Genomic DNA, 13,607 nt, shown 5'->3' on the forward strand with positions numbered 1-13,607 from the left:
ACTTCGAGCGCTCCCCCTCGTCCGCCGGTTTTGCCGGCTCCCGCCCGGCCCCCGCGTCGCCCGTCGGTTCCGCCGTCGAGGCGGCGGGCGGGGAGATACCCCGGCCCGTGCCGTCCTCGCCCGTGCCGCCCTCGCCCGAGGTGCGCTCGGCCGAGGCGGCGGCCGCGGCCCGCGGCGGGGCCGGGGCGGGCGCGGCGCGGGCCCGCAGCCGGCTGGTGTCGGTGGGACTGGTCATCGGCGGGATCGTCTCGCTGCAGTTCGGGTCGTCGGTGGCGGTGCTGTTGTTCCCGCGGGCCGGGGCGCTGGGCGTGGTCACGCTGCGGCTGGTGGTGGCGGCGCTGGTGCTGCTGGTCGCGTGCCGGCCGAAGGTGCGGGGCTACGGGCGGGGCGACTGGGCGACGATCGTCGCGTTCGGCGTCGCGCTCGCCGGCATGAACTCGCTCTTCTACCAGGCGATCGACCGGATCCCGCTGGGCGCCGCGGTCACGTTGGAATTCCTGGGCCCGCTGATCCTGTCGGTGGCGACGTCGCGACGGCTGCTGAGCATGCTGTGGGCGACGCTGGCGCTGGGCGGCGTGGTGCTGCTGGGACGTGCGGGTTTCGACGGGTTGAATCTGGTCGGCGCCGGGTGCGCGCTGGCGGCCGGCGGGCTGTGGGCCGCGTATATCCTGCTGTCGGCGCGGACCGGGCAGCGCTTCCCGCAGGCGGACGGGTTGGCGCTCGCGATGACGGTCGCGGCGCTGCTGAGCCTACCGCTCGGGGTGGCCAGCGCGGGCGGCGCGCTGCTGAACCCGGTGACGCTGGGCCTGGGGGCGGCCGTGGCGCTGATGTCGTCGGTGCTGCCGTACACCCTGGAGCTGCTGGCGCTGCGGAAGCTGCCGGCGTCGGGCTTCGCGGTGATGATGAGCCTGGAGCCGGCGGCGGCCGCCACGGCCGGGTTCCTGGTGCTGGGGCAGGCGTTGGGGTGGGTGGAGCTGGTGGCCATCGGGCTGGTGGTGGTGGCCAGCGCGGGGGCCGTGCTCAGTGGGGCGCGGCGCTGAGAGTTGGGCTGCCTGCGTGGTCGGCTCTGCCGCCGTGGGGGCGGGCGCCTTGCGGGTTGTGCCTGGCGGGTGGGGCCGGAGGGGCTGCCCCGGGGTACGTCCTCGGTGCGGGCGCTTCTGGTGTGGGATGAGGAATACCCCGGCGTTCGCTCGAGATCCTGCGGGCGCACCCCGGGACATCCCCTCCGGCCTACGCCGTTGACGACTTTCCGCCCGTGGGCCTGCACGTCGGACACGCGCAGGGCGGATAGCGCCCCGGCATGTCGTCGACGAGCCGCATCGGATCGTCGGTCCGCACGACGACCGTGCGTAACGGAGTGCGTTCACCGGCCGCCGAAACCCGGTACACCGAGAGCGTCATCCGACGCGGGCTGATCTTCACCGGGCCCGCCTCCGCTGCATTTCCGTACGTTCACGAATCCACGCGGCCAGCCGGAACACTTCGGAAGCGGAAATTCCGCCCAGTTCTACCCGCCCCCGCTCCAGGACGGGAAAACCGCCGCGGAGGGAGGGGAATACGAACCCCACGGTGGCGAGCGCCGACGCCAACTCCTCTGCGGCCCGCTGTCCTTGGGCCAAAGCACTGTCCCTGTCCCCGGATGAGGGCTTTTTCTGGTTCATACCCCCGATCGTCGAACCACCTGCCTAGCCTGGCCAGTGATGGCGCGCGTACGGAGAGTATCCGTAGTGACGTGCGGTGACGGCTGTATCCGAGGAGGTCGGCAACATGATGAATTCAGGCGGGAGTGGAGAGGGCACGTCCAAGGCGCTGCGCGTCTTCGGGGGCCAGCTCAAACTCTTCCGGGAACTGGCCGAATTGAGCCGGGAGGAGTTGGGGACGAAGCTCGGCTACGCGCCTCACACGATCAAGGCGTACGAGCTGGCCCAGCGCATCCCCGATCCGGCGACGGTGGAGCGGGCGGACGAGCTGTTGGGCGCGAGGGGCGTGCTGAGGGCGGCGATCCCGCTGCTGGAGGAGGCCCAGTACCCGACGTTCTTCCGCGATGTCGCCAAACTGGAGCGGAAGTGCATGCGGCGATGCTCGTACGAGACGCTGGTTGTGCCCGGGCTGTTGCAGACGAAGGACTATGCGCGTGCGGTGATCGAATCGCATGTCCCCATCCATAGCGACGACGAGGTGGAGCGTCTGGTCTCCGGCAGGCTCGAACGGCAGGTGCTGCTCACCCGCGAGGACCGGCCGCCGGTGCATTTCGTCGTCGAGCAGTGTGCGTTGGAGCGCCCAATCGGTGGTCGGAAAGTTCACCGGGAGCAGATGGTGAGGGTCTTGGAGCGGCTACGGCTGCGCAATGTATCCGTTCAGGTCATGCCGACGAACGTTGAGGAACATCCCTGTATCGATGGTGGAATGGTCTTGCTGGAGATGCCCGACCCGCGCACGCTGGGCTACCTGGAAGGCCACGCAAGGAGCCAGGTCGTCTCCGACCGAAAGAAGGTCGCTGAGCTCGTGGATCGCTATGCCATGATGCGTACGCAGGCTCTTTCCACCGGGGAATCCATCCAATTCATCGAGAAGTTGGCGGGTTAGGTATGAACAGCGAAGCGGTCTGGCGCAAGTCGAGCTACAGCGGCTCCGCCGGCGGCGAATGCGTCGAGGTCGCCGCCACTGCGGCCACCACCCAGATCCACATACGCGACTCCAAGGAGGCGGCCGGCCCCCACCTCACCCTCACCCCTACCACCTGGGCCGCCTTCCTCCGCTACGCGGCCGACGTGGCGCCCGTGCGGCGGTAGTTCAGGCAGGGGGCGGGCGCGTCGAGAGAGTTCGGCGCGGCATGGCAGAAAATCATGCATGCGTGCTTGATTGTTTCTGGTGGCGCTGCCACGCTCGGTTCTCGCATCACCGCAGCTGTCAACGCGCCCTGTCCGTAAGGGACATGGGCGACCGGCGTGGATGAGGAGAGCGCGCGATGGCCGATCCGCGGGAGGTTCGGGAGGTCCTTGCGGACCTGCGGGCCGAGGGTGAGGAGCTGGACGGGCTGGTGGCGGGGCTGCCCGAAGCCGAGTGGGGTCGGGCGACCCCGGCGGCCGGGTGGAGCGTCGCGCACCAGATCGCGCACCTGCTGTGGACGGACGAGCGGGCCGTGCAGTCGGCGGTGGACCCCGAGGGGTTCGGGCGCGAGGTGGCGGCGGCGATGGCGTCGCCGGAGACGTTCGTGGACGCGGGGGCCGAGCGCGGGGCCCGGATGGCGCCCGCCGAGCTGTTGGCGCGCTGGCGGGCGAGCCGGGCGGAGCTGTTGGAGGTGCTGGCGGCGCAGCCGGCCGGCGGCAAACTGCCCTGGTACGGGCCGCCGATGAGCGTGGCGTCGGTGGCGACCGGGCGGCTGATGGAGACCTGGGCGCACGGGCAGGACGTCGCGGACGCGCTGGGGGTGCGGCGGGTGCCGACCGCGCGGCTGCGGCACGTCGCCCGGATCGGGGTGCGGGCGAGGGACTACGCGTACGCGGTGCGCGGGCTGACGCCGCCGGGGGAGGAGTTCCGGGTCGAGTTGACCGGGCCCGGCGGCGAGGCGTGGACGTTCGGGCCGGCGGGGGCCGCGCAGCGGGTGAGCGGGACGGCGCTGGAGTTCTGCCTGTTGGTGACGCAGCGGGTGCATCGCGACGACGTCTGCCTGGTGGCCGTAGGCGCGGACGCCGAACGGTGGTTGGGCATCGCGCAGTCCTTCGCCGGGCCGGCGGGACCGGGGCGGGCGCCGGGCGGGGCGCGACGGTGACGGCGGGCGCGGAGCCGCTGCGGATCGGGAACGCGTCCGGCTTCTACGGCGACCGGTTCGAGGCCGTGCGGGAGATGCTGACCGGCGGGCGGCTGGACGTGCTGACCGGGGACTACCTGGCCGAGCTGACGATGCTGATCCTGGGCCGGGACCGGCTGAAGGACCCGCGGCTGGGGTACGCCAAGACCTTCCTGCGGCAGCTGGAGGAGGGACTGGGGCTCGCCGTCGAGCGCGGCGTGCGGATCGTGACCAACGCGGGCGGGCTGAATCCGGCCGGACTCGCCGCAGCGGTACGGGAGTTGAGCGCACGGGTCGGCGTGCCGGTGCGGGTCGCGCACGTCGAGGGCGACGACCTGTTGGGGCGGGGGTGGGGCGAGGGGGTGCTCACCGCCAACGCCTACCTGGGCGGCGCGGGGATCGCGGCGTGCCTGCGGGACGGCGCGGACGTCGTCGTCACCGGGCGGGTGACGGACGCGGCGCTGGTCAGCGGGCCGGCCGCGGCGCACTTCGGCTGGGCAGCGGACGACCACGACCGGCTGGCGGGCGCGGTCGTCGCCGGGCACGTGCTGGAGTGCGGGACGCAGGCCACCGGCGGGAACTACGCGTTCTTCGAGGAGCTGGGGGACCTGCGGCGGCCCGGATTCCCGCTGGCCGAGATCCACGCCGACGGCAGTGCGGTGATCACCAAGCACCCGGGCACCGGGGGCGCCGTCACCACGGGGACGGTGACCGCCCAGCTGCTCTACGAGACGACGGGCGCCCGCTACCTGGGGCCGGACGTGACGGCGCGGCTGGACACCGTACGGCTGACGGCTGACGGGCCGGACCGGGTGCGGATCGACGGGGTGCGGGGCGAGGCGCCGCCGGCGACGCTGAAGGTCGGGCTGACCCGACTCGGCGGCTGGCGCAACGAGGTGGTGTTCGTGCTCACCGGCCTCGACATCGAGGCCAAGGCGGCGCTGGTGCGGGGCCAGTTGGAGGCGGCGTTGGACCGCGCCGGCCGCCGGCCGCGGGAGGTCGACTGGTCGCTGGCCCGGACCGATCACGGGGACGCGGCGGTCCAGGAGGAGGCCGGCGCGCTGCTGCGGCTGGTGGTGCGGGACCCGGACGCGGAGGCCGTCGGACGGGCCGTGAGCGGGGCCGCGGTCGAGCTGGCGCTCGCCAGCTACCCCGGTTTCCACCTGACGGCGCCGCCGGGGAAGGGCGCCCCGTACGGCGTGTTCGAGGCGGCGTACGTGGCGGCCGCGGACGTGGCGCAGGTGGCGGTGTTGCCGGACGGGGAGCGGGTGGCGGTGCCGCCCGCACCGGCGCGGGTCACGGAACCGGCCGCCGTCACGGGGGAACTCCCCGAGCCGCTGCCCGCGGGCCCGACCCGGAGGGCTCCGCTGGGGCTCGTCGCCGGGGCCCGCAGTGGCGACAAGGGCGGATCGGCCAACGTCGGGGTGTGGGCCCGCACGGACGACGGATGGCGCTGGCTGGCGCACGAGCTGACCGTGCGGCGACTGCGGGAACTGCTCCCGGAGACGGCCGAGTTGACGGTGCGGCGGGAGGTGCTGCCGCACCTGCGGGCGCTGAACTTCACCGTCGAGGGGCTGCTGGGGGACGGCGTCGCGTCGCAGGCCCGGTTCGACCCGCAGGCCAAGGCGCTGGGGGAGTGGCTGCGCTCCCGTCACGTTCGGATACCGGAGGTTCTGCTGTGACCGTCCTGAGGACCGCGCTCGACACCGCCGGCGCGGAGTACGCCGAGCGGCGGGCGGCGATGCTGGGGAAGCTGGACGAGGTGGCCGGGGAGCACGACAAGGCGCTCGCCGGCGGCGGCGACAAGTACGTCGCCCGGCACCGCGCGCGCGGCAAGCTGCTGGCCCGCGAGCGGATCGAGCTGCTGGTGGACCCGGACACGCCCTTCCTGGAGCTGTCGCCGCTCGCCGGCTGGGGCAGCGACTACGCGGTGGGGGCGTCGCTGGTCACCGGGATCGGCGTGATCGAGGGCGTGGAGTGCCTGATCACCGCCAACGACCCGACGGTGCGCGGCGGGGCGAGCAACCCGTGGACGCTCAAGAAGGCGCTGCGGGCCAACGAGGTCGCGAGCGCCAACCGGCTGCCGGTGGTCAGCCTGGTGGAGTCGGGCGGCGCCGACCTGCCGAGCCAGAAGGAGATCTTCATCCCGGGCGGGGCGCTCTTCAAGGACCTGACGCGGCTGTCCGCGGCCGGCATCCCGACGGTGGCGGTGGTCTTCGGCAACTCGACGGCCGGCGGCGCGTACGTCCCCGGCATGTCGGACCACGTGATCATGGTGAAGGAGCGGGCCAAGGTCTTCCTCGGCGGGCCGCCGCTGGTGAAGATGGCGACCGGCGAGGAGAGCGACGACGAGTCGCTGGGCGGCGCGGAGATGCACGCCCGCACCTCGGGACTGGCGGACCACTTCGCGCTGGACGAGCCCGATGCGCTGCGGCAGGCGCGCCGGGTGGTGGCCCGGCTCAACTGGCGCAAGGCGCAGGCCGATCCGGGCCCGGCCGCGCCGCCGACGTACGACGAGGAGGAGCTGCTGGGCATCGTCCCGGGCGACCTCAAGGCACCGTTCGACCCGCGCGAGGTGATCGCCCGGATCGTGGACGGCTCGGACTTCGACGAGTTCAAGCCGCTGTACGGGACGAGCCTGACCACCGGCTGGGCCCGGCTGCACGGCTACCCGGTCGGGATCCTCGCCAACGCGCAGGGGGTGCTGTTCAGCGCGGAGAGCCAGAAGGCCGCGCAGTTCGTCCAGTTGGCCAACCAGCGCGACGTCCCGCTGCTCTTCCTGCACAACACCACCGGCTACATGGTCGGCAGGGAGTACGAGCAGGGCGGCATCATCAAACACGGCGCGATGATGATCAACGCGGTGTCGAACTCGCGGGTGCCGCACCTGTCGGTGCTGATGGGCGCGTCGTACGGGGCCGGGCACTACGGGATGTGCGGGCGGGCGTACGACCCGCGGTTCCTGTTCGCCTGGCCGAGCGCCAAATCGGCGGTGATGGGCCCGCAGCAGCTCGCCGGGGTGCTCTCCATCGTGGCGCGGGCCTCCGCCGCCGCGAAGGGAGCGCCCTACGACGAGGACGGCGACGCGGCGCTGCGCGCCATGGTGGAGCAGCAGATCGAAGCCGAATCGCTGCCGATGTTCCTGTCCGGGCGGCTGTACGACGACGGCGTCATCGACCCGCGCGACACCCGCACCGTCCTCGGCCTGTGCCTGTCCGCCGTCCACACCGCGCCGGTCGAGGGCGCGCGGGGCGGCTTCGGCGTCTTCCGGATGTGAGGTTCCGTGACCAGCAACGCTTCTGCGACCGTGCCCGGGGGCGACGCCCGGGAGACCGGCTGCACCGAGATCCGTTCGGTCCTCGTCGCCAACCGCGGCGAGATCGCCCGCCGCGTCTTTCGCACCTGCCGTGAACTGGGCGTCGCCACCGTCGCCGTGTACTCCGACGCGGACGCCGACACCGCGCACGTCCGGGAGGCGGACGCCGCGGTCCGGTTGCCCGGCGAGGCACCCGCGGACACCTACCTGCGCGGCGAGCTGATCGTGAAGGCGGCGCTGGCGGCCGGCGCGGACGCGGTCCACCCCGGGTACGGGTTCCTCTCCGAGAACGCCGCGTTCGCCGCCGCGGTGAGCGACGCGGGGCTGGTGTGGATCGGGCCGCCGCCGGCCGCCATCGAGGCGATGGCCTCCAAGACCCGCGCCAAGGAGCTGATGGCCGCGGCCGGGGTGCCGCTGCTGGCGCCCCTCGACCCGGCCGCCGTCACCGCCGCGGACCTGCCGCTGCTGGTGAAGGCGGCGGCCGGCGGCGGCGGGCGCGGCATGCGGATCGTGCGGGAACTCGACGCGCTGGACGAGGCGTTGGCGTCGGCACGGACCGAGGCGACGGCCGCGTTCGGGGACGGTGAGGTGTTCGTCGAGCCCTACGTCGAGGGCGGGCGGCACGTCGAGGTGCAGGTGCTCGCCGACGCGCACGGCACCGTCTGGACGCTCGGCACCCGCGACTGCTCGCTCCAGCGCCGCCACCAGAAGGTCATCGAGGAGGCGCCGGCACCCCGACTGCCCGACGCGCTCCGCGACGCCCTGCACCGGGCCGCCGCCCAGGCCGCCCGGACCCTCGACTACCGGGGCGCCGGCACCGTCGAGTTCCTGGTGACCGCCGACGGCCGGGCCCACTTCCTGGAGATGAACACCCGCCTCCAGGTGGAGCACCCGGTCACCGAGGAGATCTACCGGCTCGACCTGGTGGCCCTCCAACTCTCCGTCGCCGAGGGCCGCCCGCTGCCCGCCGCACTGCCCGAACCGCACGGCCACGCCGTCGAGGCCCGGCTCTACGCGGAGGACCCGGCGGCCGACTGGCAGCCGCAGACCGGCACCGTGCACCGCATCGCCGTACCGGACGGCGTCCGCCTGGACTCCGGCCTGACCGACGGCGACACCGTCGGCGTCCACTACGACCCGATGCTGGCCAAGGTCGTCGCCTGGGCACCCACCCGCGCCGAGGCGGTGCGCAAACTGGCCGGCGCCCTGGAACGGGCCCGCATCCACGGCCCCCGCACCAACCGCGACCTGCTGGTCCGCTCGCTGCGGCACCCCGAATTCGCCACCGCCACCGGGCTCGACACCGGCTTCTACGGCCGCCACCTCGACGCCCTCACCGCGACCGGCCCGGCCGACGCGGCCGGCGACGCCCTGTGCGCGCTGGCCGCCGCGCTCGCCGACGCGCACGGCCGCTCCCGCTTCGGCGGCTTCCGCAACGTCCCCGCCGGCCCCCAGTTCAAGGAGTACGCCTGCGGCGAGCGCACCCACCGGGTCCGCTACCGGCTCGGCCGCGGCCAGCTGAGCGCCGAGGGCTTCCCGGGCGTGCGGCTGCTCGCCCTGGCCGGCGACGAGGTGGTGCTGGAGGTCGACGGGGTGCGGCGGACGTTCGCGCTCGCCCGTTACGGCGACCGGGTCCACGTCGACTCCCCACTGGGCGCCCGCGCCCTCACCGCGCTGCCCCGGTTCGCCGACCCCACCGCCCGCACGGAGCCCGGATCGCTGCTCGCCCCGATGCCCGGCACGGTCGTGCGGATCGCGGACGGACTCGCCGAGGGCGACCGGGTGGCGGCCGGCCAGCCGCTCCTGTGGCTGGAGGCCATGAAGATGGAACACAGGATCACCGCGCCGGCGGCCGGCACCGTGACCGCGCTGCCGGCCCGCACCGGCCAGCAGGTCGAGGTCGGCACGCTGCTCGCCGTCGTCACCGACTGACGCCGGCCCCACGACCGGCCCGGGCACCGCACCGGCCCCACGACCGGCCCACGCACCGCACCCGTCACCGTAGGCACTCACACACCGCCCCAGGAGCCGTCATGCGCACCGCCCTGAGCAACTCCGTGATCGAGTCCGAGGAACACCGCGCCCTGCGCGCCGCCGTCGCCGCGCTCGCCAAGCGCTACGGCCGGGAGTACTTCACCGCCGTCGTCGCCGCGGGCCAGCACACCGACGCGCTGTGGCAGGAGGCCGCCAAGGCCGGCTACCTCGGGGTGAACCTGCCCGAGGAGTACGGCGGCGGAGGCGCCGGCATCACCGAACTCGCCCTCGTACTCGAAGAGTTGGGGGCGGCCGGCTGTCCGCTGCTGATGCTGGTGGTCTCCCCGGCGATCTGCGGCACGGTCATCGCCCGCTTCGGCACCGAGGAGCAGAAACGCCGCTGGCTGCCCGGACTGGCCGACGGCAGCCGCAAGATGGCCTTCGGCATCACCGAACCGGACGCCGGATCCAACGCGCACCGGATCACCACCACCGCCCGCCGGGACGGCACCGACTGGATCCTCAACGGGCGGAAGATCTTCGTCTCCGGCGTCGACATCGCCGAGGCCACGCTGATCGTCGGCCGCACCGAGGACGCCCGCACCGGCAAGCTCAAGCCCTGCCTGTTCATCGTCGAGCGCGCGGCCCCCGGCTTCGGCCGCAGCCCGGTGCCGATGGAACTCGCCGCCCCGGAGAAGCAGTTCGAGCTGACCCTGGACGACGTGCGGCTGCCCGCCGAAGCCCTGGTGGGCGACGAGGACGCCGGCCTGCTGCAACTCTTCGCCGGCCTCAACCCGGAACGCATCATGACCGCCGCTTTCGCCCTCGGCATGGGCCGCTACGCGCTCGCCCGGGCCGTCGACTACGCCCGCACCCGCCAGGTCTGGAAGGAGCCGATCGGCGCCCACCAGGCGATCGCCCACCCCCTCGCCCAGTGCCACGTCGAACTGGAACTGGCCGGCCTGATGATGCGGAAGGCGGCCCTGCTCTACGACGCGGGCGAGGACCTGGCCGCCGGCGAGGCCGCCAACATGGCCAAGTACGCCGCCGCCGAGGCCGCGGTGCACACCGTCGACCAGGCCGTGCACACCCTCGGCGGCAACGGCCTCACCCAGGAGTACGGCCTGGCATCGCTGATCACCGCCGCCCGGGTGGCGCGGATCGCCCCGGTCAGCCGGGAGATGATCCTCAACTTCCTCTCGCACCAGTCCCTCGGACTGCCCAAGTCGTACTGAGCGAACGGGCGGTGCGCGCCGGGCCCCGACCACCGGGCGCGGCGCGCACCGACCCGGCACACGGGAAGGAAGGCCCGGCCCCGTCGTCCACCGCCGCCCCCAGGGAAGGTCCCTCCCATGGCACGCAAGGCACCCGAGACGCCCCACCCCGCCCACGTCTTCCGCAGCGCCCACCCCGACGTCGCGCCCCTGGAGGTGCCGATCCACGACGCCGTCCTGGGCGGGGCCGCCGCACACGGCACCCGCCCCGCCCTGGTCGACGCGCTCACCGGCCACACCCTCGACTACGCCGCCCTCGACCACCTCAGCCGCCGCCTGGCCGCCGCCCTCGCCGCCTCCGGACTGGGCAAGGGCGACGTGCTGGCCCTGCACAGCCCCAACTCGGTCCTCTTCCCCGTCGTGTTCTACGCCGCCACGCGCTGCGGGGCCGCGGTCACCACCGTCCACCCGCTCGCCACCGAGGCCGAGTTCGCCCGCCAGCTGACCGACTCCCGGGCGTCCCGGATCGTCACCGTCGCGGCACTGCTGGACACCGCCCGGGCCGCCGCCCAACAGGCCGGCGGCATCGCCGAGATCCTCCTCTGCGACCGCGCCGACGGCCACCGCTGCGTCCTCGACCTGGCTGCCGAGGAGCACCCCGAACCCGACCCGCGGATCGACCCCGCCACCGACCTGGCCGCGCTCCCGTACTCCTCCGGCACCACCGGCGCCCCCAAGGGCGTGATGCTCACCCACCGCAGCATCGCCACCAACCTCGCCCAACTGGCCCCAGTGCTGGCCAACGGCCCCGAGGACCGCGTCCTGGCCGTCCTGCCCTTCTTCCACATCTACGGGCTCACCGCGCTGATGAACGCCCCCCTGCGCAACGGCGCCACCGTCGTCGTGCTGCCCCGCTTCGACCTGCGCCAGTTCCTCACCGCCATCGAGCAGCACCGCATCACCGAGGTCTACACCGCGCCCCCGATCGTGCTGGCGCTCGCCAAGCACCCGATGGTCGACGACTTCGACCTGACCTCCCTGCGGCGCGTGCTCTGCGCCGCCGCGCCCCTGGACGCCACACTCGCCGCCGCCTGCGCCCGCCGCCTGGGCCTGCCTGCCGTCCTCCAGGCATACGGGATGACCGAACTCTCCCCGGCCACCCACGTCGTACCGCCCGACGCGGACGCCCCGCCGCCAGGAGCGGTCGGCACCCTCCTGCCCAGTACGGAGCTGCGGATCGTCTCCCTGGAGACCGGGCGGGACCTCGGCCCGGGGCAGAGCGGCGAGATCGTCATCCGGGGCCCGCAGGTGATGCGCGGCTACCTGGGCCGCCCCGCCGAGACCGACGCGATGATCGACCCCGACGGCTGGCTGCACACCGGCGACGTCGGACGGACCGACGCCGACGGCTGGCTCCACGTCGTCGACCGCGTCAAGGAGTTGATCAAATACAAGGGCTACCAAGTGGCCCCCGCCGACCTGGAAGCGCTGCTGCTCGCCCACGAGGCCGTCGCGGACGCGGCCGTCATCGGCGTCCCCGACGCGGACGGCAACGAGATCCCCAAGGCGTTCGTGGTCCGCCGACCGGGGGCCGCCCTCACCGTCGACGAGGTCATCGCCTACGTTGCAGGCCGAGTCGCCCCCTACAAGAAGGTGCGCCGCGTGGAGTTCCTGGACAGCGTCCCGCGCGCCACCACCGGAAAGATCCTGCGGCGCGAACTCCGCGCCAGGGAAAGGAGCTCGACGCCCCGATGACGTACGTGGAGCGCGCCCACGAGCGCGGTATCACCACCCTCACCCTCAACTCCCCCCACAACCGCAACGCGCTTTCCACCCGCCTGGTCGCCGAACTGCACCAGGCCCTCGCCGACACCGCCGCCGACGACACCGTCCGCGCCCTGGTGCTCACCCACACCGGCGGCACGTTCTGCGCCGGCGCGGACCTATCCGAAGCCACCGCCGGCGACGCCAAGGACGGCCCGCTCGCCCTCGCCCGACTGCTGCGCGCCCTCGTCGCCCTGCCCAAACCCGTCATCGCCCGAGTGACCGGCCACGTCCGGGCCGGCGGGCTCGGACTGCTCGGCGCCTGCGACCTGTCCGTCGCCGGCCCGCAGTCCACGTTCGCCTTCACCGAGGCGCGGCTCGGCCTCGCCCCCGCCGTGATCTCGCTGCCGCTGCTGCCCCGCCTGGACGCCCGCGCCGCCACCCGCTACTACCTGACCGGCGAGAAGTTCGGCCCGACCGAAGCGGCCCGGATCGGCCTCGTCACCCTCGCCGCCGACGACGTCGACGCCGGCCTGACGCCCCTGGTGGACGGAGTGCGCAAGGGCTCCCCCCAGGGCCTGGCCGAGTCCAAGAAACTCGTCACCGCCCCCCTCCTGGCCGCCTTCGACCGGGACACCGACGCGTTCGCCGAAAACTCCGCCCGGCTCTTCGGCTCCGCCGAGGCCCGCGAGGGCATGACCGCCTTCCTCGAACGACGGGACCCGAAATGGGCGCGCTGACCCCCGCCCGCCGCCCCAAGGAGCCCCAACAGGAGCGCAGCCGCGCCACCCGGCTCAAACTCCTGGAGGCCGCCGTCGCCTGCCTCGCCGAACGCGGCTGGAGCGGCAGCACGGTCTCCGTCGTCGCCGAACGCGCCGGCGTCTCCCGGGGCGCCGCCCAGCACCACTTCCGCACCCGCGAGGACCTGTTCACCGCGGCCGTCGAGCACGTCGCCGAGAAACGCCGGGGCGCGCTCAAGGCACTCGCGCACGACCTGCCGCCGGCCGGCTCCCTCGCCCGCACCTGGCGCATCGTCGAAGAGGTGGTCGGCCTCTACACCGGCCCGCTGTTCCGCGCCGCCCTGCACCTGTGGGTGGCCGCCACCGACGAGGAACAACTCCGCGACCGCGTCACCGCCCTGGAGGCCAGGGTGGGCCGCGAGGCCCACCGCACCGCAGTGGCCCTGCTCGCCGCCGACGAATCCGTCCCCGGCGTCCGCGAAACGGTCCAGGGCCTCCTCGACATGGCCCGCGGCCTGGGCCTCGCCAACCTCCTGACCGACGACACACCACGCCGAGACCGAGTCGTCGCCCAATGGGCGAAGATCCTGGACTCCGTCCTCACCCGTTGATTTTGCTTCCCACGTTTTTGGCTTTCCCGCCGTGGTGGTTGCTGTTTTGCGCCTGCGGCGCGTTGCCGCTGCGCGGGGCTTGTTGGGGTGCGGTGTCGGGTTGGCGGGTGGTGGGGTGCCCGGACTGCTGCGCTTTACGTCCGGGCACCCCACCACCCGCCAACCCGACCCCTCCCGTATGGGGGTGGGAAAGGGGTG

Annotated in this window: 12 protein-coding genes; 11 read left to right on the forward strand and 1 reads right to left on the reverse strand. The window is 73.6% G+C overall.

Features of this window, described 5'->3' with window-relative positions:
• Nucleotides 1-95: 95 nt before the first annotated feature.
• The 11 genes from ABD385_RS37005 to ABD385_RS37055 all read left to right on the forward strand — a co-directional run bounded on the left by ABD385_RS37005 (nt 96) and on the right by ABD385_RS37055 (nt 13,409).
• Nucleotides 96-1,040: an EamA family transporter gene (locus tag ABD385_RS37005; RefSeq protein ID WP_425585567.1), complete on the forward strand. Its 945-nt coding sequence runs from the start codon at nt 96-98 to the stop codon at nt 1,038-1,040.
• 697 nt (nt 1,041-1,737) lie between these two features.
• Nucleotides 1,738-2,586, forward strand: a complete 849-nt coding sequence (locus ABD385_RS37010) for a helix-turn-helix domain-containing protein (protein ID WP_344584122.1) — start codon at nt 1,738-1,740, stop codon at nt 2,584-2,586.
• Nucleotides 2,587-2,588: 2 nt separating this feature from the next.
• Nucleotides 2,589-2,792 (forward strand): DUF397 domain-containing protein, encoded by a 204-nt coding sequence (locus ABD385_RS37015; protein WP_344584124.1) that lies wholly within the window; start codon nt 2,589-2,591, stop codon nt 2,790-2,792.
• Between the two features lie 176 nt (nt 2,793-2,968).
• A complete protein-coding gene (locus ABD385_RS37020; protein ID WP_344584126.1) occupies nt 2,969-3,772 on the forward strand; it encodes a TIGR03084 family metal-binding protein in 804 nt (267 codons plus the stop codon).
• Nucleotides 3,769-5,472 (forward strand): acyclic terpene utilization AtuA family protein, encoded by a 1,704-nt coding sequence (locus ABD385_RS37025; protein WP_344584127.1) that lies wholly within the window; start codon nt 3,769-3,771, stop codon nt 5,470-5,472. The genes ABD385_RS37020 and ABD385_RS37025 overlap by 4 nt, the downstream gene beginning before the upstream one ends.
• Nucleotides 5,469-7,067: an acyl-CoA carboxylase subunit beta gene (locus ABD385_RS37030; RefSeq protein ID WP_344584129.1), complete on the forward strand. Its 1,599-nt coding sequence runs from the start codon at nt 5,469-5,471 to the stop codon at nt 7,065-7,067. The genes ABD385_RS37025 and ABD385_RS37030 overlap by 4 nt, the downstream gene beginning before the upstream one ends.
• Before the next feature lie 30 nt (nt 7,068-7,097).
• A complete protein-coding gene (locus ABD385_RS37035) occupies nt 7,098-9,038 on the forward strand; it encodes an acetyl/propionyl/methylcrotonyl-CoA carboxylase subunit alpha (protein WP_344584146.1) in 1,941 nt (646 codons plus the stop codon).
• A gap of 101 nt (nt 9,039-9,139) precedes the next feature.
• Nucleotides 9,140-10,315: an acyl-CoA dehydrogenase family protein gene (locus tag ABD385_RS37040; protein WP_344584130.1), complete on the forward strand. Its 1,176-nt coding sequence runs from the start codon at nt 9,140-9,142 to the stop codon at nt 10,313-10,315.
• Between the two features lie 117 nt (nt 10,316-10,432).
• The gene (locus ABD385_RS37045; RefSeq protein WP_344584132.1) at nt 10,433-12,049 is read left to right on the forward strand and encodes a 4-coumarate--CoA ligase family protein; all 1,617 of its coding nucleotides are present in this window, start codon (nt 10,433-10,435) and stop codon (nt 12,047-12,049) included.
• Nucleotides 12,046-12,798 carry an enoyl-CoA hydratase family protein gene (locus ABD385_RS37050; protein ID WP_344584134.1) on the forward strand — a complete coding sequence of 251 codons (753 nt, stop codon included), beginning with the start codon at nt 12,046-12,048 and terminating at the stop codon, nt 12,796-12,798. Before ABD385_RS37045 ends, ABD385_RS37050 begins: the two co-directional genes overlap by 4 nt.
• Nucleotides 12,786-13,409 (forward strand): TetR/AcrR family transcriptional regulator, encoded by a 624-nt coding sequence (locus ABD385_RS37055; RefSeq protein ID WP_344584136.1) that lies wholly within the window; start codon nt 12,786-12,788, stop codon nt 13,407-13,409. Before ABD385_RS37050 ends, ABD385_RS37055 begins: the two co-directional genes overlap by 13 nt.
• On the opposite strand, the gene ABD385_RS37060 is transcribed toward ABD385_RS37055, so the two are convergent.
• Nucleotides 13,399-13,607: hypothetical protein (locus ABD385_RS37060; protein ID WP_344584138.1), on the reverse strand; the 209-nt coding region annotated here is incomplete at its 5' end. The genes ABD385_RS37055 and ABD385_RS37060 overlap by 11 nt on opposite strands.

Source organism: Streptomyces lunalinharesii, assembly GCF_039532155.1.
Classification (GTDB): domain Bacteria; phylum Actinomycetota; class Actinomycetes; order Streptomycetales; family Streptomycetaceae; genus Streptomyces; species Streptomyces lunalinharesii.

Coding starts and splice junctions, on each gene's coding strand:
- ABD385_RS37040 (WP_344584130.1), top strand. CDS start 9,140: ATGCGCACCGCCCTGAGCAACTCCGTGATCGAGTCCGAGGAACACCGC.
- ABD385_RS37055 (WP_344584136.1), top strand. CDS start 12,786: ATGGGCGCGCTGACCCCCGCCCGCCGCCCCAAGGAGCCCCAACAGGAG.
- ABD385_RS37050 (WP_344584134.1), top strand. CDS start 12,046: ATGACGTACGTGGAGCGCGCCCACGAGCGCGGTATCACCACCCTCACC.
- ABD385_RS37020 (WP_344584126.1), top strand. CDS start 2,969: ATGGCCGATCCGCGGGAGGTTCGGGAGGTCCTTGCGGACCTGCGGGCC.
- ABD385_RS37045 (WP_344584132.1), top strand. CDS start 10,433: ATGGCACGCAAGGCACCCGAGACGCCCCACCCCGCCCACGTCTTCCGC.
- ABD385_RS37015 (WP_344584124.1), top strand. CDS start 2,589: ATGAACAGCGAAGCGGTCTGGCGCAAGTCGAGCTACAGCGGCTCCGCC.